Annotated in this window: 20 protein-coding genes; 14 read left to right on the top strand and 6 right to left on the bottom strand. The window is 66.2% G+C overall.

Annotation, left to right across the window (positions count from 1 at the left end):
* From DNX69_RS19295 to DNX69_RS19275, 5 genes are all read left to right on the top strand, one after another.
* A partial coding sequence (locus DNX69_RS19295; protein WP_234827008.1) for an ATP-dependent DNA ligase occupies window positions 1–1,571 on the top strand: 1,571 nt, incomplete at its 5' end.
* 73 nt (window positions 1,572–1,644) lie between these two features.
* Window positions 1,645–1,947 (top strand): DUF6460 domain-containing protein, encoded by a 303-nt coding sequence (locus DNX69_RS19290; protein WP_110787721.1) that lies wholly within the window; start codon window positions 1,645–1,647, stop codon window positions 1,945–1,947.
* An 82-nt stretch (window positions 1,948–2,029) separates the two neighbouring features.
* Window positions 2,030–3,292, top strand: coding sequence for an MATE family efflux transporter (locus DNX69_RS19285; RefSeq protein WP_234827026.1), 1,263 nt, complete (start codon window positions 2,030–2,032; stop codon window positions 3,290–3,292).
* 136 nt (window positions 3,293–3,428) lie between these two features.
* A complete protein-coding gene (locus DNX69_RS19280) occupies window positions 3,429–4,136 on the top strand; it encodes a carbonic anhydrase (RefSeq protein WP_110787508.1) in 708 nt (235 codons plus the stop codon).
* Between the two features lie 138 nt (window positions 4,137–4,274).
* Window positions 4,275–5,009: an MBL fold metallo-hydrolase gene (locus DNX69_RS19275; protein ID WP_110787507.1), complete on the top strand. Its 735-nt coding sequence runs from the start codon at window positions 4,275–4,277 to the stop codon at window positions 5,007–5,009.
* Window positions 5,010–5,187: 178 nt separating this feature from the next.
* On the opposite strand, the gene DNX69_RS19270 is transcribed toward DNX69_RS19275, so the two are convergent.
* Entirely contained in the window at window positions 5,188–6,282 is a 1,095-nt protein-coding gene (locus DNX69_RS19270; protein WP_110787506.1) for a quinone-dependent dihydroorotate dehydrogenase, read from the bottom strand.
* Window positions 6,279–6,623 (bottom strand): DUF952 domain-containing protein, encoded by a 345-nt coding sequence (locus DNX69_RS19265; RefSeq protein ID WP_110787505.1) that lies wholly within the window; start codon window positions 6,621–6,623, stop codon window positions 6,279–6,281. Before DNX69_RS19265 ends, DNX69_RS19270 begins: the two co-directional genes overlap by 4 nt.
* A gap of 329 nt (window positions 6,624–6,952) precedes the next feature.
* On the opposite strand from DNX69_RS19265, the gene DNX69_RS19260 reads away from it, so the two are divergent.
* Together DNX69_RS19260 and DNX69_RS19255 are read left to right on the top strand one after the other, a co-directional pair.
* Window positions 6,953–7,579, top strand: a complete 627-nt coding sequence (locus DNX69_RS19260; RefSeq protein WP_110787720.1) for a S24 family peptidase — start codon at window positions 6,953–6,955, stop codon at window positions 7,577–7,579.
* An 89-nt stretch (window positions 7,580–7,668) separates the two neighbouring features.
* Window positions 7,669–8,427: a carbonic anhydrase gene (locus DNX69_RS19255; RefSeq protein ID WP_110787504.1), complete on the top strand. Its 759-nt coding sequence runs from the start codon at window positions 7,669–7,671 to the stop codon at window positions 8,425–8,427.
* Between the two features lie 90 nt (window positions 8,428–8,517).
* Here the strand turns inward: DNX69_RS19255 and DNX69_RS19250 are convergent, their stop codons facing one another.
* Window positions 8,518–9,381: a caspase family protein gene (locus DNX69_RS19250; protein WP_110787503.1), complete on the bottom strand. Its 864-nt coding sequence runs from the start codon at window positions 9,379–9,381 to the stop codon at window positions 8,518–8,520.
* A 441-nt stretch (window positions 9,382–9,822) separates the two neighbouring features.
* Between DNX69_RS19250 and DNX69_RS19245 the strand changes: the two genes are divergently transcribed.
* The 4 genes from DNX69_RS19245 (at window position 9,823) to DNX69_RS19230 (ending at window position 14,536) form a co-directional block, all read left to right on the top strand.
* Window positions 9,823–11,559 carry a hypothetical protein gene (locus tag DNX69_RS19245; protein ID WP_110787502.1) on the top strand — a complete coding sequence of 579 codons (1,737 nt, stop codon included), beginning with the start codon at window positions 9,823–9,825 and terminating at the stop codon, window positions 11,557–11,559.
* Between the two features lie 113 nt (window positions 11,560–11,672).
* The gene (locus tag DNX69_RS19240; protein ID WP_110787501.1) at window positions 11,673–12,404 is read left to right on the top strand and encodes a thermonuclease family protein; all 732 of its coding nucleotides are present in this window, start codon (window positions 11,673–11,675) and stop codon (window positions 12,402–12,404) included.
* Between the two features lie 33 nt (window positions 12,405–12,437).
* Window positions 12,438–13,292 (top strand): LssY C-terminal domain-containing protein, encoded by an 855-nt coding sequence (locus tag DNX69_RS19235; RefSeq protein ID WP_110787500.1) that lies wholly within the window; start codon window positions 12,438–12,440, stop codon window positions 13,290–13,292.
* Between the two features lie 56 nt (window positions 13,293–13,348).
* Complete coding sequence (locus tag DNX69_RS19230; protein WP_110787499.1) at window positions 13,349–14,536, top strand: pyridoxal-phosphate-dependent aminotransferase family protein; 1,188 nt, start codon at window positions 13,349–13,351, stop codon at window positions 14,534–14,536.
* Here DNX69_RS19230 and DNX69_RS19225 read toward each other — a convergent pair.
* On the bottom strand, window positions 14,533–15,948 hold the full coding sequence (locus tag DNX69_RS19225; RefSeq protein ID WP_110787498.1) for an MFS transporter: 1,416 nt from the start codon (window positions 15,946–15,948) through the stop codon (window positions 14,533–14,535). The two genes, DNX69_RS19230 and DNX69_RS19225, sit on opposite strands and share 4 nt — an antisense overlap.
* Window positions 15,949–16,220: 272 nt before the next feature.
* A complete protein-coding gene (gene htpX / locus DNX69_RS19220; protein ID WP_110787497.1) occupies window positions 16,221–17,195 on the bottom strand; it encodes a zinc metalloprotease HtpX in 975 nt (324 codons plus the stop codon).
* Window positions 17,196–17,338: 143 nt separating this feature from the next.
* On the opposite strand from htpX, the gene DNX69_RS19215 reads away from it, so the two are divergent.
* Together DNX69_RS19215 and DNX69_RS19210 are read left to right on the top strand one after the other, a co-directional pair.
* Window positions 17,339–18,643: an adenylate/guanylate cyclase domain-containing protein gene (locus tag DNX69_RS19215; RefSeq protein WP_234827007.1), complete on the top strand. Its 1,305-nt coding sequence runs from the start codon at window positions 17,339–17,341 to the stop codon at window positions 18,641–18,643.
* A gap of 122 nt (window positions 18,644–18,765) precedes the next feature.
* Complete coding sequence (locus DNX69_RS19210) at window positions 18,766–20,145, top strand: cytochrome P450 (protein ID WP_110787495.1); 1,380 nt, start codon at window positions 18,766–18,768, stop codon at window positions 20,143–20,145.
* A 113-nt stretch (window positions 20,146–20,258) separates the two neighbouring features.
* On the opposite strand, the gene DNX69_RS19205 is transcribed toward DNX69_RS19210, so the two are convergent.
* Window positions 20,259–21,101: an SDR family NAD(P)-dependent oxidoreductase gene (locus tag DNX69_RS19205; RefSeq protein ID WP_110787494.1), complete on the bottom strand. Its 843-nt coding sequence runs from the start codon at window positions 21,099–21,101 to the stop codon at window positions 20,259–20,261.
* Window positions 21,102–21,280: 179 nt separating this feature from the next.
* Between DNX69_RS19205 and DNX69_RS19200 the strand changes: the two genes are divergently transcribed.
* A complete protein-coding gene (locus DNX69_RS19200) occupies window positions 21,281–23,095 on the top strand; it encodes a putative bifunctional diguanylate cyclase/phosphodiesterase (protein ID WP_110787493.1) in 1,815 nt (604 codons plus the stop codon).
* The last annotated feature ends 32 nt before the right edge of the window (window positions 23,096–23,127 follow it).

Below are 23,127 nucleotides of genomic sequence, written 5' to 3'. Positions count from 1 at the left end.
CCCCCCCCCCCACCCCCCCCCCCGGGGGGGGGGGGGGGGGGGGGGGGGGGCTCCACGACGGGACGCCATCCTCGGGGTGCCCTCACCCCAACCCTCTCCCGCACGCGGGAGAGGGGGCTCGCCGTGCAGAGGGAGAGGACAGTGTTTCAGAACTCAGCGCGGCAACGAGCACTGGCCACAACAACCCGCCTCCCCCCACGCTCACCGAGATCGTCACCGCGCTGCACAGTCTCGGCAAAGCCGAGCTGCCGGCGCAGTTGGCGCGGTGGCTGGATGAGCTCGACGAGACCGGGCGCTGGGCGCTGCTCAAGCTGGTGACCGGTGCCTTGCGGATCGGCGTGTCGGCGCGGCTCGCCAAGACTGCTGCTGCAGCGCTCGGCGACAAGGATCCGCACGACGTCGAGCTGGTGTGGCCGGGTCTCGAGCCGCCGTATCGCGAGCTGTTCGCCTGGCTCGAAGGCCGCGGGCCGCAGCCGGTCAATCGCGATCCGGCACCTTTCCGGCCGGTGATGCTGGCGCACGCGGTCGAAGACACCGACTTCGCCGGGATGAATCCGGCCGACTACATCGCCGAATGGAAATGGGACGGCATTCGCGTCCAGGCGGTCAGCGGCCAGAACGAGCACGGCGACACAGTGGTGCGGCTGTATTCGCGCAGCGGCGAAGACATCACCAGGAGCTTTCCCGATCTGTTGCCGTCGCTGCGCCTGCCGGGTGCGATCGATGGCGAGCTGCTGGTGCTGCGCGATCATCGCGTGCAGTCGTTCAACGTGCTGCAGCAGCGGCTGAACCGTAAATCGGCCACGCCGAAGCTGATGAAGGAGTATCCGATTCATCTGCGGGCCTACGACCTGCTCGGCGACGGCGACGAGGATCTGCGCACGCTGCCGTTCGCCGAACGGCGCGCGCGGCTGGAGGCCTTCATCGCCAGGCTCGACGATCCCAAGGTGGATCTGTCCCCCCTCGTCAGCTTCGACGACTGGGAAGGTTTGCGCGCCGCACGCCGCGATCCAGCCAGTGCCGGCGCAGGGCTCGATGCCGACGCGGTCGAAGGCGTGATGCTGAAGCGGTGCGGTGCGCTGTACCTACCAGGCCGGCCGAAGGGCCAGTGGTGGAAGTGGAAGCACGACCCGCACATCATCGACGCGGTGCTGATGTATGCGCAGCGTGGCCACGGCAAACGCTCGTCGTATTATTCCGACTACACGTTCGGGGTCTGGACCGACCGCGACGGCGGCGATCAGCTGGTGCCGGTCGGCAAGGCGTATTTCGGCTTCACCGACGAGGAACTGTTGCAGATCGACCGCTTCGTCCGCCGCAACACCACCGAGAAGTTCGGACCGGTCCGTCATGTCGTGCACGAGCCCGATCAAGGCTTGGTGCTGGAAGTGGCGTTCGAAGGCCTGCAGCGCTCGCCGCGCCATAAATCCGGCGTGGCGATGCGGTTTCCACGTATCAACCGGCTGCGCTGGGACAAGCCGCCGAAGGACGCCGACCGGCTGGAAACGCTGGAGCAAATGCTGAAGGTGGAAGCTGCCAATCCGCCGGCGACGGCGTCCGGCGGCCATTGACGGCAAAGCGCCGGTTCCCCATCTGCCCTGCACCGAATATGATGCCCAAGCCACGCGCGCGAGGACCATGACGATGCGAGACGACATCCGGGATCTGCCGGCCAACGACGACCGAATGACCCGCTTTCTCGGCGGCTCGCCGATGGCTGTGGCGTTTCGCCTGATCCTGATGTCGATCCTGGTCGGCGTCGTGCTGGCGGCGATCGGCCTCGATCCGTGGAACATCCTCGTCAGCATTCGTCTGATGTTCGAACGGATCTGGGACCTCGGCTTCGACGCGGTCAGCGGGCTGTGGCGTTACTTCCTGCTCGGCGCCGTGATCGTGATCCCGATCTGGCTGCTCAGCCGACTGTTCAGCACGCCGCGCGGACGCTGATCGCCGCCCGCCTCGTCCGGCCGTGGAGTCCGCAAATCCGTCCGTGACCATCCGGCAGGTGTTCGCCATCGCCGGGCCGGCGATGGTCGCCAACCTGACCACGCCGCTGCTCGGCGTCGTCGCCACCACCGCGATCGGCCGGCTCGGCGAGGCCACGCTGCTCGGCGGCGTGTCGATGGCGTCGGTGCTGTTCGACTGCCTGTTCTGGCTGTTCGGCTTCCTGCGGATGAGCACGCTGGCGTTCACGGCGCAAGCGCTCGGCGCTGGCGAGGCGCGCGAAGTGCCGGCGCATCTGCTGCGCGGCCTCCTGGTCGCCGTCGGCATCGGCCTGTTGCTGATCGCGCTGCAAGGTCCGCTCGCCGCAATTATGATCGGCGGGATGGGCGGCAGCGATGCGGTCAGCGCCGCCGCCAAGACCTACTTCACGATCCGGATCTGGTCTGCGCCGCTGGTGCTGGCGAACTTCGCGGTGCTCGGCTGGCTGGTCGGGCAGGCGCGCGCCATGCTGGCGCTCGCGGTGCAGATCGCCATCAACCTGATCAACATCGCCGCCACAGGGACTCTGGTGCTGTGGTTCGATTTCGGCATTGCCGGCGCCGCGATCGCGGCGGTGATTGCCGAAGGTTCCGGGCTGCTGATCGGCCTGGCGATCGCCGCCTGGCGCCGCCGTGGCCTGCTCGACGTGTCACGGGCGATGCTATTCGATCCGCACCAGCTGCGGCGGATGTTCGACGTCAATCGCGACATCATGATCCGCACCGCGGCGCTGATCGCGGTGTTTCTGTTCTTCACCGCGCAGGGCGCCCGCGGCGGCGACGTGGTGCTCGCCACCAACGCGGTGCTCAACAATTTCCTGATGATCAGCGCGTTCTTCCTCGACGGCCTCGCCAACGCCGCCGAACAACTGTGCGGTCGCACCCTCGGCGCACGCGACCGCGCCGGCTTCGTCAAGGCCACGCGGCTGGTGATCCTGTGCGGCTTCGGCTTCGCGCTGGCGGTGAGCGCGATCTACGCCGTCGCCGGACCGGCACTGATCGACTTCATCACCTCCAACGACGAACTACGCCGCTCGGCTGGTGACTATCTGTGGCTGGTGACGCTGGCGCCGATGCTCGGCGTGTTCGCATTCGCCTATGACGGCGTGTTCATCGGCGCCACCTGGGCACGCGAGATGCGCAACCTGATGCTGCTGTCGCTGGTGCTTTTCCTGGCATCGTGGTTCGCGCTTCGCCCGCTCGGCAACACCGGCCTGTGGGTCGCGCTGCTGCTGCACTACGTCTGGCGCGGCGCACTGCAGGCGCTGCGCTATCCGGCGATGGTGCGAAGCAGCTTCGCGGCGCACTGAATTTGTCTCAAACTTGGTTCGCGGAATTAACGCGGTGTTGATACCCGTATCGCGTGCGAGAAATCATCTCTTCGCAGATCGCAGTTCCACAAATACCATCACTCCTACATAACAGATCGAACAAGGGAGAGACGGAATGTGCGAGACGTGCCGCAGCGATGTATCGCGACGAACTCTGATGGCCGGCGGCCTCGGCCTGCTCGCCGCGGCCTCACTGCCGCTCGCCGCGCAGGCGCAGACCCAGGCGAATGCGCCGAGCGATACGCCCGACGCCGCGCTCGACAAGCTGATGCAGGGCAACGAGCGCTACATCGCCGGTCAGATGCGCGAGCGTGATTTCTCGGCGGGCCGCGCTGCGCGTGCGCAGAGCCAGGCGCCGTTCGCCGCGATCCTCGGCTGCGCGGATTCCCGCGTCGCGCCGGAGCTCGCCTTCGACCAAGGTCCAGGCAGCCTGTTCGTGGTGCGCGTCGCCGGCAACTTCGTCACGCCCGACGGGCTCGCCAGCCTCGAATACGGCGCCGCGGTGCTCGGCACCAAGGTGATCATGGTGCTCGGCCACAGCAATTGCGGCGCCGTCAACGCCACCGTCGCGGCGCTGCAGAAGGGCAACGACCTGCCCGGCCATATCGCCGATCTGGTGCGGGCGATGAAGCCCGGCATCGAGCCGGTGCTGAAGAGCAAGGAAGAGAATCTGCGACATCAAGCGGTCATCGCCAACGTCCGCGCCAATGTCCGGCAGTTGCAGGAATCGAAGCCTATCCTCGCCGAGATGGTGAATAGCAAGAAACTGCGGGTGGTCGGCGGCGTGTACGATCTCGCCAGCGGCAAGGTCGAACTGGTCTAGCAACGCGATCGGCGGGGCGCGACCGATGCGTGCCTGCGCGCAACGGTCGCGGCATCCGGCGATGGTACGGGTTACGTTCCGGGCACAGACGGCCTAGAGCTGAGTGACGGCATCTGAGCCAGTTCGACGGAACGCGAAATGCAGGTACGATTTGTCGGCTGTGGCGACGCGATCGGCTCCGGTGGCCGGCTCAACACCTGTTTTCACGTCTCGGGGCAGAGCGTCAATTTCCTGATCGACTGCGGCGCCACCTCGATGCCGGCGCTGAAGCGCTACGGGATTCTGCGCGAAGATCTCGACCTGATTCTGATCACGCATTTCCACGCAGATCATTTCGGCGGGCTGCCGTTTCTGATGCTCGACGCGCAGTTCCTGAAGCGCAAGCGGCCGCTGGTGATCGCCGGCCCGCAAGGCATCGAGATCCGGCTGACGCGACTGATGGAGGCGATGTTCGAGCATTCGTCGGCGACCAAGCCGAGCTTCGATCTCCAGGTGATCGCCCTCGAGCCCGGCGTGGAGCGACAATTCGGCGCCGTAACGGTGACGCCGTTCCCGGTGATCCATGGCGATTCCGGCGGACCGTTCTTCGCCTACCGGATCGAAGCTGAAGGGCGGATTCTCGCCTATAGCGGCGATACGCAATGGACTGAGCAGCTGGTCGACGCGGCGCATGACGCCGACCTGTTCATCTGCGAGGCCTACACCTACGACCGCACGGTGAAGAACCACATCAGCCTGAAAGTGCTGGAAACCCACCTGCCGCAGATCAACCCGAAGCGCGTGATCCTCACCCACATGGGCGACGAGGTGCTGCACAAGCTCGACACCGTCCCGCACATGGCGGCGAGCGACGGACTGATCGTGCCGTTGTAGAGACTCTCAGCGCGTCATTCCGGGCGCGCATAGCGCGAACCCGGAATCTGGAGATTCAGGGCCCTTCAGCAATCCTGCGAGGCAGACTTCTTCGGCCGATTACTGCGGGATTCCGCGTTCGCTCGCTGCGCGAGCGCCCCGGAATGACGCGGGGTGTGAGCAGCAGACCTTCCGCCGCTCAGATCGGCCATTCTTCCGCGGTGATCATCGGCGCGTCGGCGCCGACGATTTCGGCCAGGGACTCGCGACCGGTGCGGAGCAGTGTCGAGGCGAGGTCGGCCTTGATGCTTTCGACCAGGCCGAGGCCCTTATAGACCAGCGCCGAATACAACTGGACCAGCGTCGCGCCGGCGCGGATCTTGGTCAGCGCGGCGCCGCCGGAATCGATGCCGCCGACGCCGATCAGCGGGAACGCCCCCTCGGCGCGCACATAGGTCTCCGCCACCATCCGGGTCGACAGCCGGAACAGCGGCCGACCGGACAGCCCGCCCTGTTCGTTCATCTTCGTCCGCTCGCGCAGCGTCGGCGAGCGCGACAGCGTGGTGTTGGCGACGATCATGCCGTCGACCCGGCGGGACCGGGCGATGTGCACGACGTCGTCGAGTTCGCCGAGCGACAGATCGGGCGCGATTTTGAGCAGCACCGGTGTATCACCCGCCGCCGATCGCACCCGCTCGCGGGCGTCGATCACCCGCGCAAGCAGATCGTCGAGCGCGGCGGCCTGCTGCAGATTGCGCAGGCCCGGCGTGTTCGGCGACGAGACGTTGACGGTGAAGTAGCTGGCCAGCGGCGCGAAGGTCTCGATCAGCTTGACGTAGTCCGCCACCCGATCGTCGCTGTCCTTGTTGGCGCCGACATTGACCCCGACGATGCCGCCATATTGCGCGCGCGCCGCCAGCCGGCGTAGCACCGCCTCGGCGCCGTCGTTGTTGAAGCCCATGCGGTTGATCACTGCTTCGTCGCGGTCCAGCCGGAACAGCCGCGGCCGCGGATTGCCGGCCTGCGGCCGGGGCGTCACGGTGCCGACCTCGACGAAGCCGAAGCCGAGCCGCAGCAGCGCATCCGGCGCTTCGGCATTCTTGTCGAAGCCGGCGGCGATGCCGACCGGATTGGGAAAATTCAGCCCGAAGGCGCGCACCGCGAGCCTGGGATTGTCGGGGCGCGGCTTGACCGGCGGCCACAGCTTGAGGCCCTGGATCGCGAGCCGATGCGCGTCCTCCGGGTCGAGCCAGCGCAGCAGCGGCAACGAGACGGCATCGAACGCGCGAATCACGACGCGAGCTCCGGCACGACGTGGCTGCCATCTGGGCGGGTGGCGAGATCCTGCACGCCGGTGACCGCCGACAGCGCCAGCTCGCCGTACAGATGCGGAAACAACTCGCCGCCGCGCGACGACTCCCAGCGCAGCCGGTCGCCGAGCGCATCGGCATCGACCGCGACCAGCTTCAGACCGGTCTGGCCGGCATAGTGCTTGGCCAGCGTCCCGGGGAGCTGCGGCGCGGTCGAGAAATGGATGAAGCCGTCGCGGGCATCGTCGGCGCTGCCGCGGTACAGGCCGGCCCGTTCGGCGTCGCGCCAGGCCGCGGCGTCACAGATCTTGTAAATCGTGCGCAAGGGCGCGGATTCCCGTCGTTGCGGCTGGTTTCAGGGTCGGCGGCGATCGGTCCCGCCGATCCCCGGGCGACCGAAACATCCGCTGAAACAATAAGTTGCGCACGTCGGGAGCGCAAAGTCGAATCCGGCATAGCGGATCCGCGCGCGTTCGGTCGCCCGGCCATCGGCCGAACCTCGGCACGACCGTATCGGCCGCCCTGGAGCTCTGCAAGAGGCCGCGATTTTGTCATCGGGCGGGATTGCATAATGCCGCAAATTGAGGCAATAATTCCTAGTCTCAAGATCGTTTCGCGCCGGCGCGACGGCGCATCTGGGTGCCTCCGATGCAAATGCTGACGCACGATCAGATCTGGACCGCACTCGACAGGCTTGCGGAACGATCCGGCCTCTCGCCCTCCGGGCTCGCCAAGAAGTCCGGCCTCGATCCAACCACCTTCAACAAGTCGAAACGGATCACCAATGACGGCCGCGAACGCTGGCCTTCGACCGAATCGGTCGCCAAGGCACTGCAGGCCACCAACACCGCGATCGACACCTTTGTGCAGCTGATCTCCGACCGGCCGCGGGTGGTGCAGTCGGTGCCGCTGCTCGGCCTCGCCCAGGCCGGCGCCGGCGGCTATTTCGACGACGGCGGCTTTCCGGTCGGCAAGGGCTGGGACGAAGTCGGGCTGCCGTCGATCAGCGACGAGCACGCCTATGCGCTGCAGATCTCAGGTGATTCGATGAAGCCGGCATATCGGGACGGCGACATCGTCGTGGTTTCGCCCAGCGCCGCGGTTCGCCGCGGCGACCGGGTGGTGGTGAAGACCATCAAAGGTGAAGTGATGGTGAAGGAATTGAAGCGCCGCACCGCCAAGCTGATCGAACTGACATCGCTCAATCCCAGCCATCCAGACCGCACTCTGATGCCGTCAGAGGTCGAGTGGATCGGCCGCATCGTCTGGGCCAGCCAGTAGGAAGACACCGCCGTCGTTCATTCGTCCCACTTCCCTTTGTTCCATCGTCGAGCAATGCTAGTTCCCGCGCATCAACCCGGGAGACGTCGATGGACCGTCGCAATATCCTCAAGGCCTTTGCCGGCCTTGCTCTATGTCCGCTTTGCGCCAGCGCCGGCGCTGCCGCCGAAGGTGCCCATCATTGGGGCTACGAGGGCGACGGTGCGCCCGCCAAATGGGGTGACCTCGATCCCGCCAACCAGATCTGCTCGATCGGGGTACAGCAGTCGCCGGTCGACATCCGCTCGACCGTCAGCGCCAACCTGTTTCCGCTGCAGGTGCAGTGGGCCGACACTGCCGACACCATCGTCAACAACGGCCACACCATCCAGCTCAACATGGCCGAGGGGTCGACGCTCAAACTGGGCGGCGCGACCTTCAAACTGGTGCAATTCCATTTCCATTGTCCCAGCGAGCACCAGATCGACGGCAAGTCGTTCCCGATGGAAGTGCACTTCGTCCACCGGATGGAGTCCGGCACGCTCGGCGTGGTCGGCGTGCTGATGCAGGAAGGCGCGGCCAATCCGGCGTTCGCCAAGATCGTCGCGACCATGCCGCAGAGCGAGGGACCGGCGGTGAAGGCCGATCCGGCGATCAACCCGAACGCGCTGCTGCCGACCAAGCTCGCCTACTATCGCTACGAAGGCTCGCTGACGACGCCGCCATGTTCGGAAGTCGTCGACTGGATGGTGTTGACCGACCCGATCACCGTCGCGGCCGAAGACGTCGCAGCGTTCGCCAAGCTGTATCCGATGAACGCCCGCCCGGTGCAGAAAGACAACCGCCGCTTCGTGCTGCAGTCCAACTAATCTGCGCCAGCGCGCGCTCAACAAAAAGACCTGACGCGGGCGCCGCGTCAGGTCTTTTCGTTTTTGGAAGCAACAGTTTGGGAAGAGAGCTCAGCCGCCGGTATTGGGCGTCGCGTCGGCGACCGGCACCAACGGCACGTCGGCGACCAGCGACGACGTCATCGACGGCACCTGGGCACCGCTCGTCGCCTTGATCACCGCGAGTCGGGTCTTGGTGAAAGCCGCCTCGGCGCTCGCCGGAGACGACAGCGAATCGATCAATTCACCGACCAGCCTGCTGTTGGCGGCATCGTCGTCGTCTGCCACCTGGCCCGGCGTCGCGGCCGAGAGCACCAGCGCGTTGGTCGGAGCTTCGATCGGCGCCAGACCGTGCGAATAGGCGCGGAAGCGCCGTTCGTAAGGATTGCGGCGCGAGGCATCGAGCACCGCGAGGCTGGTGCGGGCGCCGGCAGCCTTAAGCTCCGCCAGCACTTGCTCGACGCTGACGCCGCTGCGGCGTACATCGGCCTCGGTCCAGATCTTGGCGTCGACCGGGATCATGTAGTTGTCGCGACCGGACTGAATGCCATAGCCGCCGAAGAACAGCATCACGGTGGCGTCCTTGGGGGCGCGGACCTTGATCCGCTCGACCGCGCGTAGGATGTCGTTGCGGCTGCCGTCCTCGATCATGTCGACATCGTAGCCGTCGCCGCGCAGCTTTGCACTGAGCGCGCGGGCGTCGTTGATCGGCTGCAGCAGCGGCGCCGCCGCGTCCGGATAATGACCATTGCCGATCACCAGCGCCAACCGCGACGACGAGGCCTTCGCCTCTTCGACAGCCGGAGCGGCACGAGTGGTATCGATCGGGCGCTTGTTCAGCGCCGCATGAGCGCCGATCCCCAGCGACACCACGCCCACAAAGGCCGCGGCCGCGGTGAGGGTCCGCCGTGACAAGCGATGCAATCGGATCTTCATCGTCGGTCGTCCTTATCGGCGCGCGCAGGCATTCGTCGCGTCGCTACCGTTCAGGTTCAGGGATGAGTGGTTGTGTTCTGGGTATGAATTGCGCTCAATTTGCGGCGCCGCACAATAACAACTCCTTAAAGACTCCAGGTCGTTCCGGCAAGCCGTCAGGAACTCGGCTCGTCGAACCGGAGCCGGCGGGTGCCATTTCGAACCGTTGACCTTTGTTATTCCTACTGCTTTTCACCGCGGCAGCCGCGAAAGCATTGCTAGCGTCGGCGAATGCTTCGCTGAGCATTCCTGCGACAATAATCACCTTTGGACGTCGGTTGTTCTGTCCTACCCATCGGCCCGCCGGGTCGGAGCACGGCCGGATGCGGCGGGTTTGTAATCCCCGCCCGTCCATGCAATTTCTCAATGTCTGGAAGACGTTCAGGCGCGCGGAAGACGATCATGGATGTGCTGAAGATGGCCGGCGCCGCGTACCGCGCGCTGACCGCCAGAAAACTAGCGCCATCGCTGTACGATTTGTGCGACCCGGTTTTCCTCGGCCATAAGCACGGCGATCCGCACATCTCCAAATTCTACAAGACCGCGCTCGCCAACCCGGCGCTGCGGCCGCTGCTGCGCAAGGCCGGGCTGCCGGAGTTGCACGACCCGGTCCGGTTCCGCGCGGTTCGCGACGCGCTGATCAGCGCGCGCGACGATGCCGAGCCCGATTGGGCGGCGATCGCGGCCCCGATCGCCGAGCTGATCGACACCGTCAGGCTCGAGCACCCGCATCCACCGAGCTGGGTGGCCCCGGCGCGGACGCCACGGCTCGCCGACGTCGACAGCGCGATCCGGGCCTGCGGCGATCACCTGCTGCAGTCCTGGAGCCGCAACGGCTTTCTTCCGGCCTATGCGGCCTTCAACCTGATCGGAGATCCGGATTTAGACGGCCGCGCTTTCATCGCGGCGCTGACCGGGCTCAATTCACGCTGCTACAAGAATTCGACGCTGCTGTTCAACCTGGCACGGGTGTTCATCGCCCGCTCGCCGGCAGCAGGCGTGATCAATCCGCGCTGGCGCGGGATCGCCGAGCCGATGTGGTCGCCGGTGCAGATCCGCCATCGCTCGGCCTATTACGACGCGTTCTACATCGAGGCGCTGCTCGGATTCATCGACACCGGACTAGGCACGCCGGACGACACCCGTGCGGCCCGGCGGATGATCGCCGACATGACCGAGTTCTGCCTGAAGACCAGCCGCGAACGAGTGCGGACGGCGGACGGCGAGCCGTTCGACGTGATCACCGCGCTGGCGCCGCCACCGCATCCGCGCTTCTCACGGTTCTTTGCCAAGGTCAAACAGAACCTCGGCTTCGGCATTTACGTACCGGATTGCGACACCACCGCCTGCTCGATCTCGGCCGCAACCCAGGCGAATTCGTCCGATCCGATCATCGATCAGCCGCTGATCGACCTGTACCGCGCCTATCAGGTTCGTGCCGGCAGCAACGCGCCGATGGTTACCGTGCCGCTCAACGACAACGTCGATTACGACGGCGGCATCGTCACCTGGATCGACAGCCTCGCCGGCGACCGCCCATTCGGCAACGATCTCGATCCGACGCTCAATCTCGACGTGCTCGAAGTCAGTTTCCGCAATTGCGCGCGGTGGCGGATCGTCGAGACGCCGTCACGGCTGGAGACGGTGCGCCGCATTGTCGATTTCCAGCGCCGCCTGGTGGCGAGCGGCGCGTTCGCCGAACCGAAATCGCATGTGTATTATCTGCCCGAATTGTACTGCGCGTATTTCGGCCGCTGCTACGCCGCGTTCCGGGCGCTGGACGAGGCCGCCAAGCGCGCGATCGATCCGGACGGCGTATTCGAGGCGATCCGGCAGCGCGTGCTCAGTTATGTGCAGGACGAACTGATCGCCAAGGAGATGAACGTGTTCGACGCCGCGCTGGCGCTGATCGCACTCGGCCATCTCGGCGGCGACACTCAGCACGTCGCGCCGGCGCTGCATTGTATCCTCAGCCATCTCGGCGAAGGCGGCCGCGCGCCATTCAAAGCCTATGAGTGGAACAAGATGAAGACGCCGACGCGCATCCTGGTAGGCGGCCCGGAAGCGACCTCGGCATTCGTGCTGATGGGGCTGGCGCTGGCGCGCAAGACACTGCTGCAGCCGGCGCACCAAACCTGAGCGTCGCACGAAGTTGAAGCAACGCGCCGCCGTTGCTCTGGCAGGGCGGCCCAAGATTCAGCACAATCGCCAGACCTGTTTGGCCGCAGGGTGACTGCCGGGAAGGTCGACGCATGCTCAAGCTGAAAACATGGCTGCTATCGCTTTTGCTCCTGCTGCTGCCAGCAGCTGCCCAGGCCGCCGACATCAGCGGCGTGCCCAAGATCCGCGACGGCGACCATATCCTGATCGGCAAGTCCCGCATCCGCCTCGCCGGGATCGACGCACCAGGGCGGGATCAGCTCTGCCTCAACACCAAAGGCGACCGCTGGACTTGCGGCATCGCCGCGCGCGATGCGCTGGTTCAGCATACCGCCGGCAAGAGCTGGACCTGCCACGTTCAGCGCGTCGACAAAGCCGGCCGCTCGACCGCCAAATGCGACGTCGACGGTGAAGACCCGGGGCAATGGATGGTCAAAAACGGCTGGGCCCTGGCTGCCCCGCAGTCGTCGCACGCCTACGACGCCGACGAGAAGGCCGCCCGCGCCGCCAAGTTGGGGCTGTGGCAGGGCTCGTTCATCGCGCCTTGGGCGTGGCGGGTGCGCAGCAGCAAGACGCCGATCCTCGGAGCCACCAGGCCGCCGAAGGATGCCCGCCGGATTCTGCTCGCTTCGGCGTCCGGACCGGTGGCGCCCTCTCCGGACTGCACCATCAAGGGCAACGTCAACAGATCCGGCGAATGCATCTATCACAAGCCGACCAGCCGCTGGTATGCACAGATCCGGATGAAGATCAGCAAGGGCACCCGCTGGTTCTGCTCGGTCGAGGAAGCCGAGGCCGCCGGTTGCCGCGAGACACGGCGCTGATCGAAGCGCGACCGGCCGGCTGCGGGGGGAAGGGTGAACGAGACGGCGCACGATCCTGCGCATCCACAACGGCCGCGTAAGCGCCGGCTGCGGCGCGCGTCGCAGATTTCGGTGGTGCTGATCGGCTGCTACGCGATCCTCGCTTATCTGGCGCTGCCGCTGTTCTGGACTCACTATGAACATCAGCGCCGGCTCGCCGACGTGCCGATGGTGACGCGCACGGCGCAAGGCATTCCCGGCGATCCGATCAATGTCGGGCTGATCGGCGATCAGCACGACATCGTCTGCGCGATCCTGGCGGCGAACTGGCACCCGGCCGATCCGATCACGCTGCGCTCGTCGATCGCGATCGCCGGCAGCGTGCTGCTCGACCGTCCCTATCCGGACGCGCCGGTGTCGAGCCTGTATTATCTCGATCGCCGCGAGGATCTCGCCTTCGAGAAACCCGACGGGCACAGCGCCGACCGGCGCAACCATGTGCGGCTGTGGAAGGTGCTCGACAGCGGCCAGGAAGGCCGCCCGGTCTGGCTCGGCAGCGCCACCTTTGACCGCGGCGTCGGCGTCAGTCACTACACCGGCGCGGTGACGCATCACATCGCATCCGACATCGACGCCGAGCGTGACCGCTTCACCGCCGATCTCGAGGCGACCAAAATGGTCGAGGCGAAATATCAGATCTCCGGGATCGGACCGACCGTCAACGGCCGCAACGGCGAAGGTGATGCCTATTACACCGACGGAGAAGTCTGGATCGTGCGCCTGACCGAAGGCTGCAAGACCCGTAGCGAACCGGCCGAGATCTTGCCGAGCCCGCTCGCCACCAAGATCAAGGACCAGATCTTCCGCACCGTCACCGACGCAATCGAGCCAGGCGCGCCGGCGCCTTGAAATCGACCTCGCGGCCCGGCATGGTCGCGAGATCTCTCACCACAGGGACCGACATCATGGCCGTCAGCGCCGGACGGGAATTCCTGGCGATTCCCGGACCTACCACCACGCCCGACGAGGTGCTGCAGGCGATGCATCGCCCAGCGCTCGACATCTATTCGAACGAGATGGTGGCGCTGAGCGAGGGGCTTCTTAGCGACCTCAGCCGGCTATTCGCCACCAAGGGCAGGTCCTATATCTACATCGCCAACGGGCACGGCGCCTGGGAGGCGGTGATCAGCAACGTGCTGTCGCGCGGCGACAAGGTGCTGGTGCTGGAGAGCGGACGGTTCGCGATCGGCTGGGGCAACGCAGCCCGCGCGATGGGCTGCGAGGTCGAGGTGATGCCGGGCGACTGGCGCCGCGCGGTGCGCGCCGACGAGGTGGAGGAGCGGCTGCGTCGCGACACCGCGCATACGATCAAGGCGATCGTGGTGGTGCAGGTCGACACCGCCTCCAGCGCCCGCAACGATCTCGAAGCGATCGGCCGCGCCATCAAGGCGGCGGACCATCCGGCGCTGTTCATGGTTGATGCGGTGGCGTCGCTCGGCTGCATGCCGTTCGAGATGGACGCTTGGGGCATCGACGTCGCGATGTCGGCATCACAGAAGGGATTGATGTCGCCGCCCGGCCTGTCGTTCGTCGCGGTCGGCGACCGCGCCCGCGCCGTGCATCAGCATGCCGGCCTGCGCACGCCGTATTGGGACTGGACCGAGCGCGACGGGCCGGAGCACTACCAAAAATACGCCGGCACCGCGCCGGTGCATCTATTGTTCGCACTGCGCAAGGCGCTCGACATCCTGTTCGCCGAAGGCCTCGACAACACCTTCCGGCGTCATCATCTGCTCGCCGGCGCAGTGCGCCGCGCGGTCGACGTCTGGTCCGAAGGCAACGTGCTTGGCTTCAACATCGAGCATCCGGACGAGCGCGCCGACACCGTCACCACCGTGCGGACCGCCGAGGGCCACGACATCGCGGCGCTGCACCGTTACTGCAAGGAGAAGTGCGGCGTGGTGCTCGGCGTCGGCATTGGCGAACTCCAAAACAAGGCGTTCCGGATCGCCCATATGGGCCACGTCAACGCCCCGATGGTGCTCGGCACCCTCGGGGTGATCGAGATGGCACTGACCGCGCTCGGCATCCCGCACAGCCGCGGCGGCGTCGACGCCGCCGTGGCGTGCCTCGCCGAGAACGTGCCGGCTTAAGCCGCTACCGCCACGGCGCGGCGCATCCAGCGCAGCAGCCCGATACAGCTGGCGATCGCGAACGCCAGCAGAGTCAGCGTACCGAGCAGAGCGAGGCGGCCCGAGCCGGTTTGCGCCAGCGTGAAGTAAACCGAGCCGAGCGCCGCGACGCCGGCCGCGCTGGCGATCTGCGTGGTGGTGCCGTAGAGCCCCGCGCCTGAGCCGGCGCTGGTCGCCTGCACGCTCGACAGTACCGCGCCCGACAGCGGTGCCATCACCAGCCCCTGGCCGTAGCCCGCGACCAGCAGCGCCAGCGCCAGCATGAACGGTGTCGGCGCCGCGATCACCGTCACCGTCGCGGCGATCAGGCCGAGGCCCGCGATCTGCAGCAGGCAGCCTTCGATCAGCACCAGCGTGCCGCGGCGCCGAGCGCGCGCGCCGGAGTGCCTCGACGCGATCACGAAGGCCAGCGCCAGCGGCAGAAACACCAAGCCCGCCTGCAGCGGTGGGACGTTCAACTCGAGCTGCATGTACAGCGTCATCACCAGATAGAATGATTGGTTGGCGAAGAAGAAGCAGAACACAGCGCCGAGGCCGCGGGTGAAGGCGCGGTCGCCGAGCAACGTCAGATCCACCACCGGCATGCCGCCGCGCGCAGCGAAGCGGCGCTCGTGGCGCAGGAACAGCGCCAGCATCGCACCGCCGCCGGCCATCACGACCCACACCCAGCCGGCCCAGCCGACACCGCGGCCGAACAGCAACGGCCCGATCACGCAGACAAGCCCGGCAAACAGGATCACGGCGCCGCCGAGATCGAGCCGCGTGCCCGGCCGCCGTGGGGTCTGCGGCATCACCCTGGCCGCGGCCGCGATGATGATCAGCCCGACCGGACCGTTGACGTAGAAGATCGAGCGCCAGCCAAAGCCGCCGAGATCGAGCGTCACCAACACGCCGCCGAGCGCAAAACCGGTGGCGCCGGCGAGCCCGAGCACGGTGCCGTAGATCGCAAACGCCTTGGCGCGCGCAGCATCGGGAAACAGCACATGCAGCGTCGCCAGCACCTGCGGCACCATGAACGCCGCCGTGGTGCCCTGCGCCAGCCGCGCCAGGATCAGCTCAAGACCGGAGCGCGACAGCCCGCACCACAGCGAGGTGAGGGTGAAGCCCGCGACGCCGAGCAGGAACACCGTCTTGGTGCCGAAGATGTCGCCGAGGCGGCCACCGGTGACGATCAGCGTCGCATAGCCGATCAGGTAGACCGCGACCACCGCCTCGAGCTGCGATGACGACGCGCCGAGTTCGGTCGCGATCGTCGGCAGCGCGACGTTGACGATGAAGGCGTCAACCCCGAACATGAACTGCGCGGCGACAACGATCGCCAGCACCCGCCAGCGACGCGAGGTGTCGATCGTGGGAGCGATGGTCTGGTGCATGGCGACGGATCCCGGCAAGGCTCGAGCTGTCCCACGGTCGCAGCCCGGCATCATCGGGTCGATTACCAGCCAGGTAAATAGACGTCGCTCGACAAGAGGCTGCCTCCCTCCCCGTCATTGCGAGCGGAGCGCAGCAATCCAGGAGACCTGCGTGCGGAGTTTATGGATTGCTTCGTCGCCTTCGGCTCCTCGCAATGACGGATGGACGTCACCGATAAGCAAAAAGGCCCCGGCGGACCGGGGCCTTCGAAGCATCGATCATCCGGCGCGGACTAACCCCACGGCCCGCGGTCGCGCGGCTGGCCGCCCCAGGGGCTGCGGCCGCTGCCGCGCGGGGGGACGCTCGCGGGAGCAACACCGGCGCTGCGCGAAAACGCCGAGGCCGGGCGATACGTCGTGCCGCCGATCTCGGCGGCGAGCCGCTGCAGCGCCGCGATCCGGTTGTCGGTCGACGGGTGGGTGGCGAACAGATTGTCCATGCCCTGCCCCGACAGCGGGTTGATGATGAACATGTGCGCGGTCGCGGGCGAGCGTTCGGCGTCGACGTTCGGCACCTGATGCGCCGCGGCCTCGATCCGGCCCAGCGCGGAGGCGAGCCACATTGGCTGGCCACAGATCCGCGCGCCCATCTCGTCGGCGGCGTATTCGCGGGTCCGGCTGATCGCCATCTGCACCAGCATGGCGCCGAGCGGCGCGAGGATCATCAACGCCAGCGAGCCGATCAGGCCCGGGCCGTTGTTGTTCTCGCGGTTGCCGCCGAAGAACATGCCGAACTGCGCCACCATCGAGATCGCACCGGCGATGGTCGCCGTGATGGTCATCAGCAGTGTGTCGTGGTGCTTGATATGCGCCAGCTCGTGCGCCACCACGCCGGCGAGCTCTTCACGGCTGAGCTGGTGCATCAGGCCGGTGGTGACGGCGACGGCGGCGTTCTCCGGATTGCGGCCGGTGGCAAAGGCGTTCGGCTGCGGGTTGTCCATGATGAACACCCGCGGCATCGGCAAGCCGGCGCGGCCGGCCAGTTCCGCCACCATCCGGTGGAGATCCGGCGCCGAGCGCTCGTCGACCTCCTGGGCGCCGTACATCGACAGCACCATCCGGTCGGAATTCCAGTAGGTGAAGATGTTCATCGCCGCGGCGACGATCAGCGCAATCAGCGCGCCGTTGGCGCCGCCGATCAGATAGCCGACCCCCATGAACAGCGCGGTGAGGCCGGCCAGCAAGAGAGCGGTCTTGAAGTAACTCATGGTCCTCCTCCAGCGTCTCCGCTCCGGCAAGGGAGCCAGGATAACGCATCCGTGAGATGGGGAATTCCGCCAGCCGGGGCAAGATCGCTTCGTGCGGCAGGCCGTCGCGGCTCGCTGCTGCAATCCTCAACGAAAGTTCCTGCGTGACCGATCCAACCGCACCACCCGACGCGATGCGCGTCTATCCCGCCGGCGTCAGCATCGTCCGCCGCAGCCAGCGCGGACCTGCCTGCATCCCCGCCAGCATTACGCTGTCCGAGCTGGACACCTGGCTGCTGCATGAAGCCTCCGCCGAGCCGGAGATGCTGCTGACATTCGAATCGCTGATGTGGCGGATGAACGCGGTCGGGCTGCCGGTGCATCGCGCCACGCTTCACATCCGCACGCTGCATCCGCAATTGCTCGGCTTCGCCTGGAATTGGCGGGCCTCCGACGGGCTGTGCGACGAAGTCCAGGTCAACCAATCGACCGCCGATACCGACGCGTTCCGGCTCAATCCGCTGCACAACCTGTTCGAGGGCGGCAAGGCGATCCGGCGCAATCCCCAGGATGCCGCTGCGCAGGCGGAATTCCCGATCATGCGCGACCTCGCGGCCGGCGGTTATACCGAATACCTGGCGCTGCCGATGGGCGGCGAGCGCTTCCGCCACGCCGTCACCTTGGCGACGACGCAGCCGGGCGGGTTCAGCGACGACCATCTGGCGCAGTTCCAGCGTCTGCTGACGCTGTTCGGCCTGCATGTCGGCCGTCACGTCGCGACCCGGATCGCCATCAACGCGCTCGGCGCCTATCTCGGTCCGGTGGCCGGCGCCAAGGTGCTGAGCGGCGATATCAAGCGCGGCGCCGGCGAGCCGATCCGCGCCATCATCTGGATGTCGGACCTGCGCGGCTTCACCGATTTGTCCGACCGGCTGTGCGGCAACGACATGATCGCGCTGCTCAACGCTTACTTCGAGGTGTTCGCCGACGCGGTGCTGCGCAACGGCGGTGACGTCCTGAAGTTCATCGGCGATGGGCTGTTGGCGGTGTTTCCGCTCGGCGACAATCCGCGCGCGGCCGGCAACGCCGCGCTGACGGCGGCGATGGAAGCGCAGGCGGGCCTGTCGCGGCTCAACCTGATCGATCCGGCGGGCGTGAACTGCGACGGCTGGCGGCCGCTGCGCGCCGGCATCGCGCTGCACGAGGGCGAAGTGTTCTTCGGCAATATCGGCGCCGCCGAGCGGCTCGACTTCACCGTGATCGGACCGGCGGTGAACGAGGCCAGCCGGGTCGAAGCGCTGCAGAAAACCAACGGCCGCAGCATCCTGGTGACGGCGGCAGCCGCCAACCATATCGACACACCGCTGGAGCCGCTTGGCGACTACCCGCTGCGCGGCGTCGCCGCGCCGATGACGATCCTGAGCCCGGCAGAGCAGCGGTTGCGCCAGCCGCTGGCCGCAGCGTCATAATCCTCCGCCGCCGCGGTTTGGCCTTGCCAAGCTACGCGGACGCCTCCTATTTTCAACTGCAACGCGCCACAGAACGGGGGCACACCTCCGCATGGCCGCTGCAACACGCCGGAGGAGGCCCCATGTCGATCCAGGTCGCGGATTCGTCACTCGTCGCTCGGCCAGTGCCGCCGAAGCGTAGCGCGCTCGCCCACATTCCCGGTGACGAAGGTTGGCCGATCATCGGCCGGACCCTCGCGGTGCTCGCCGATCCGAAAGGCGAGGTCGAGAAGATGGCGCGGACCTATGGTCCGGTGTATCGCAGCCGCGTTCTCGGCGAGACCTCGATCACCCTGCTCGGGCCGGAAGCCAATGAGCTGGTGCTGTTCGACAATACCAAGCTGTTTTCCTCGACCCATGGCTGGGGCCCGATCCTCGGGCGGCTGTTCCCGCGCGGCCTGATGATGCTCGATTTCGACGAGCACCGGCTGCACCGGCGCACGCTGTCGGTGGCGTTCAAAGCCGGCCCGATGCAATCCTATCTGGCCGAACTCAACGCCGGCATCGCCCGCCGTATCGCGGAGTGGCGAAATCGCCCCGGCGAGATGCTGTGCTACCCGGCGATGAAGCAGCTGACGCTCGATCTCGCCGCGACCTCGTTCCTCGGCACCGCGATCGGCGCCGAAACCGACGAGGTCAACCGCGCCTTCATTGACATGGTCGCTGCTTCAGTTGCGCCGATCCGCAAGCCGTGGCCGGGCACCGCGATGGCCCGCGGCGTCAAGGGCCGGCAACGCATCGTCGCTTACTTCGCCGAACAGATTCCGATTCGTCGCGCCAAGGGCGGCGACGATCTGTTCTCGCAGCTCTGCCGTGCCACCCACGACGACGGCGCGCTACTCTCGAACCAGGCGATCATCGATCACATGAGCTTCCTGATGATGGCGGCGCACGACACGCTGACATCGTCGCTGACCTCGTTCGTTGCCGCGCTCGCCGCGCATCCAGAGTGGCAGCACAAGCTGCGCGAAGAGATTGCCGGGCTCGGGCTGAAACCGGGCGAGCCGATCAGCTTCGAACAGCTCGACGCGCTGCCGCTCACAGAGATGGCGTTCAAGGAAGCGATGCGGCTGCGGCCGCCGGTGCCGTCGCTGCCGCGGCGGGCGACGCGCGCCTTCAGCTTCAGGGGTTACACGATTCCGGCCGGCACCATGGTGGCGGTCAATCCGCTGTACACCCACCACATGCCGGAGATCTGGCCGAACCCCGATCAGTTCGATCCGCTGCGCTTTACCGACGACGCCTCGCGCGGCCGCCACCGCTTCGCCTGGATTCCCTATGGCGGCGGCGCGCATATGTGCCTGGGGCTCAACTTCGCCTACATGCAGGCGAAGTGCTTCGCCGTACACCTGCTGCAGAACGTCGACCTGTCGTTGCCGCCAAACTATCAGGCGTCGTGGCAGATGTGGCCGATCCCGAAGCCGAAGGACGGGCTGCGAGTGCAGGTGGCGCCGGCGAAGTAATTTCGCGGAACAACTTCGACCGTCATTGCGAGGAGCGAAGCGAAGCAATCCAGACGCAATACTCGGTGCTCTGGATTGCTTCGCTTCGCTCGCAATGACGAGCAGTAGCTATCTCACCCCTCGGCCTGATCGAACGCCTTGCGCAGGGCAACGTAGCCCTGCTGCTGCGCCGTCCAGTTGCGGCCGCCGGTGATGCCGCCGTCGACCACGAGATCGTGACCATTGATGAAGGTCGACTCATCGCTGGCGAGAAACACCGCGGCCTGAGCGATATCGTCCGGAACGCCGGCGCGCTGGATCGGCTGCGCGGTCTTGTAGATCTCGCGCATCGTCGCCGCGGTCTTTTCGGCCGCGTCGGTGGTCAGCCCGAGCGCCTTGCCGAAGATGCCGGTGGCGATCGCGCCGGGCGAAATCGAATTGACGCGGATGCCGGATTCGCCGAGCTCCATCGCGACGCATTTGGTAAAATGGTTTACCGCCGCCTTGGCAGCGCCGTACACCAGCGACGATGAAAACCCGGCAAGGCGGCCGGCGATGCTGCCATTGTTGATGATCGAGCCTGAGCCCTGCTTCTTCATCACCGGTGCGGCATGCTTCATGCCCAGCATCACGCTGCGCACCAGCGTCGCCATTGCAGCGTCGAAGCGATCGACTTCGAGCCCTTCAATGCCGCCGGTCTGCGCCGGGCCGCCCGCATTGTTGAACAGACAGTCGAGCCGGCCGAATTTGTCGAGCGCGGTGCCGATCAGCGCCTGCACCTGCGCCTCGTCGGTAACGTCGGTCTGCTTGAAGACGCAGCACTCCCCGAGCTGCCCCGCCAGCGCCTCACCTTCGGCGACACGGCGCCCCGCGACCACGATTCTGGCGCCTTCCGCGACGAAAACCTCCGCCGTGCGCCACCCGATGCCGCTGGTTGCGCCGGTGATGATCGCAACCTTACCCTCGAGTCGTCCCATCCTTGTCGCTCCCTGATCGAGCAGGTGTCACCTGCTACCGCTTTCGTTGTCGGCGTTGACAAGCTGTTAATGACAAATACTCGACTGCAATTCAAATCCGCGACGGATCGGACGATCGCACCGGCATTCGCTGCGGCACTTAACCATTATTACAGCGGCCCGCGCGATCTTTTGCGCGCATGACGAGCGCCACACCAGCCCCTCCCTCGATCGGAACCACCGACGCCGCCGGCGATCGGCCCGCTGTGGCCTCACCGTCCGATTCCGCTGCAGCTGACGCCGAGGACTTTCGGCTGTTCAAAGACATCGTACGCGCACTGCCGGCGGCGGTGACTGTACAGGACGAGGAAGGCCGCTTTATCTTCGTCAACGACGCCGCTGCCGCGCAATATCGGCTCGCCCCGACGGCGACTGACGCCGTCGGCAACCTGCCACTTGAGCGGCGCCGCAACGACGGCGCCGCGCTGCTAGCCGAGGGCCAGGCCGGGACCCGCGAGGAACGCCTCACCTTCGACGGCGCGGCCCGCGCACTGCTGACCGCGCACAAGCCGGTGGATATCGCCGGGCGCAAACTGCTGCTGTCGAGTTCTCTCGACGTCACCGAGCAGAAGGTGATCGAGGACGAGCTGTTTCGCCGTGCCTATTACGACGAGCTCACCGGCCTGCCGAACCGCGCCGTGATCGAGCATCACGTCACCGCGCTGATCGAAGACCACCGGTCGCAGCATTTCGCGCTGGCGTTCCTCGATGTCGACAATTTCAAGCACATCAACGATTACTACGGCCATTCGGTCGGCGATGCGCTGCTGGTCGGAATCGCCAAGCGGCTGTCGCTGGAGCTGCGCGACACCGACGTGCTGTCGCGAATCAGCGGCGACGAATTCCTGCTGCTGCTTGATCCGGTGACCAGCGAAAACGAGGTCGCCGATCACGTCGAATTCCTGCTGCAGCGGTTGAAGGCGCCGTTCTACATCGACGGCACCGAAGTGTTCGCCTCCGCGTCGATCGGCATCAGCCTGTATCCGGATCACGGCAGCAGCTATGAAGCGCTGCGGCAGAACGCCGACATCGCGATGTATCGGGTGAAGAGCGACGCCAAGGGGGCCTTGGCGATCTTCAACGTCGCGATGGAGCGCGAGGCGCTGGCGCGGATGGCGGTGGAGCAGTCGTTGCGCCAAGCCATTCTCGACAAGCGATTCTGCTGCGCATTCCAGCCCAAGGTCGACATCCGCACCAACGAGATCAAGGGCATCGAAGCGCTGGTGCGGCTGCGCGACGACAACGGCGTGATCCAGGCGCCGGGCACCTTCGTCGATCTCGCGGTCGAACTCGGCCTGATCGACGAGCTGACCCATTTGGTGCTCGGCGAAATCATGAAATCGATCGACCTGATCAACGCCGCGTTCGGCGAACATGCCAGCATCAGCGTCAATGTCGCCGCCAAACAAGCCGGCTCGCCGGAATTCATGCGCTCGTTCTGTGAAGCGCTCGCCGCAACCGAATGCCCGACGCGCTTCATGATCGAGGTCACCGAAGACGCTTTCGTCGCCAAGGCGCACTTCCAGCAAGAGATTCTGCCGATGCTGCGCAAGATCGGCGTCGGGATCTCGATCGACGATTTCGGCATCGGCTATTCGTCGTTGTCGGCGCTTGCCGATATCACCGCCGACGAGATCAAGATCGACCGCTCGTTCATCACGGACATTCACAAGCGACCGCGTAGTCAGGGTATTTTGCGGGCGATCGAATCGCTCAGCGACGCGCTCGGGATGACGGTGATCGCCGAAGGGATCGAAACCTTCGAAGAGCTCGCTTACCTGCAGGCGATGACGCGAATTCGCTACGCGCAGGGCTACTATTACTCCAAGCCGATCTTCCTCGAAGAGCTGCGACCGACCGTGCCGGCGTTCACCAACGGCCGCCCCGACGCGCCCGGTCGCCAGGTCGAGAACGCGCGCCAACCGCTGACCCGCGCTACCTTCGCGCGGCGCTGAGCAGACGATCAGCTCCATCGCGTAGCGACGCT

The sequence above is a fragment of the Rhodopseudomonas palustris genome, assembly GCF_003226555.1.
GTDB classification, from domain to species: Bacteria; Pseudomonadota; Alphaproteobacteria; order Rhizobiales; family Xanthobacteraceae; genus Rhodopseudomonas; species Rhodopseudomonas palustris_I.
Note: the sequence above shows the minus strand (reverse complement) of the source record. Positions and strands in the feature narration are given on the sequence as shown.

Excerpts from the sequence above, each read along its gene's own strand:
- DNX69_RS19290 (WP_110787721.1), top strand. The coding sequence starts at position 1,645 with ATGCGAGACGACATCCGGGATCTGCCGGCCAACGACGACCGAATGACC.
- DNX69_RS19285 (WP_234827026.1), top strand. The coding sequence starts at position 2,030 with ATGGTCGCCAACCTGACCACGCCGCTGCTCGGCGTCGTCGCCACCACC.
- DNX69_RS19280 (WP_110787508.1), top strand. The coding sequence starts at position 3,429 with ATGTGCGAGACGTGCCGCAGCGATGTATCGCGACGAACTCTGATGGCC.
- DNX69_RS19275 (WP_110787507.1), top strand. The coding sequence starts at position 4,275 with ATGCAGGTACGATTTGTCGGCTGTGGCGACGCGATCGGCTCCGGTGGC.
- DNX69_RS19260 (WP_110787720.1), top strand. The coding sequence starts at position 6,953 with ATGCTGACGCACGATCAGATCTGGACCGCACTCGACAGGCTTGCGGAA.
- DNX69_RS19255 (WP_110787504.1), top strand. The coding sequence starts at position 7,669 with ATGGACCGTCGCAATATCCTCAAGGCCTTTGCCGGCCTTGCTCTATGT.
- DNX69_RS19250 (WP_110787503.1), bottom strand. The coding sequence starts at position 9,381 with ATGAAGATCCGATTGCATCGCTTGTCACGGCGGACCCTCACCGCGGCC.
- DNX69_RS19245 (WP_110787502.1), top strand. The coding sequence starts at position 9,823 with ATGGATGTGCTGAAGATGGCCGGCGCCGCGTACCGCGCGCTGACCGCC.
- DNX69_RS19240 (WP_110787501.1), top strand. The coding sequence starts at position 11,673 with ATGCTCAAGCTGAAAACATGGCTGCTATCGCTTTTGCTCCTGCTGCTG.
- DNX69_RS19230 (WP_110787499.1), top strand. The coding sequence starts at position 13,349 with ATGGCCGTCAGCGCCGGACGGGAATTCCTGGCGATTCCCGGACCTACC.
- DNX69_RS19225 (WP_110787498.1), bottom strand. The coding sequence starts at position 15,948 with ATGCACCAGACCATCGCTCCCACGATCGACACCTCGCGTCGCTGGCGG.
- htpX (WP_110787497.1), bottom strand. The coding sequence starts at position 17,195 with ATGAGTTACTTCAAGACCGCTCTCTTGCTGGCCGGCCTCACCGCGCTG.
- DNX69_RS19210 (WP_110787495.1), top strand. The coding sequence starts at position 18,766 with ATGTCGATCCAGGTCGCGGATTCGTCACTCGTCGCTCGGCCAGTGCCG.
- DNX69_RS19205 (WP_110787494.1), bottom strand. The coding sequence starts at position 21,101 with ATGGGACGACTCGAGGGTAAGGTTGCGATCATCACCGGCGCAACCAGC.
- DNX69_RS19200 (WP_110787493.1), top strand. The coding sequence starts at position 21,281 with ATGACGAGCGCCACACCAGCCCCTCCCTCGATCGGAACCACCGACGCC.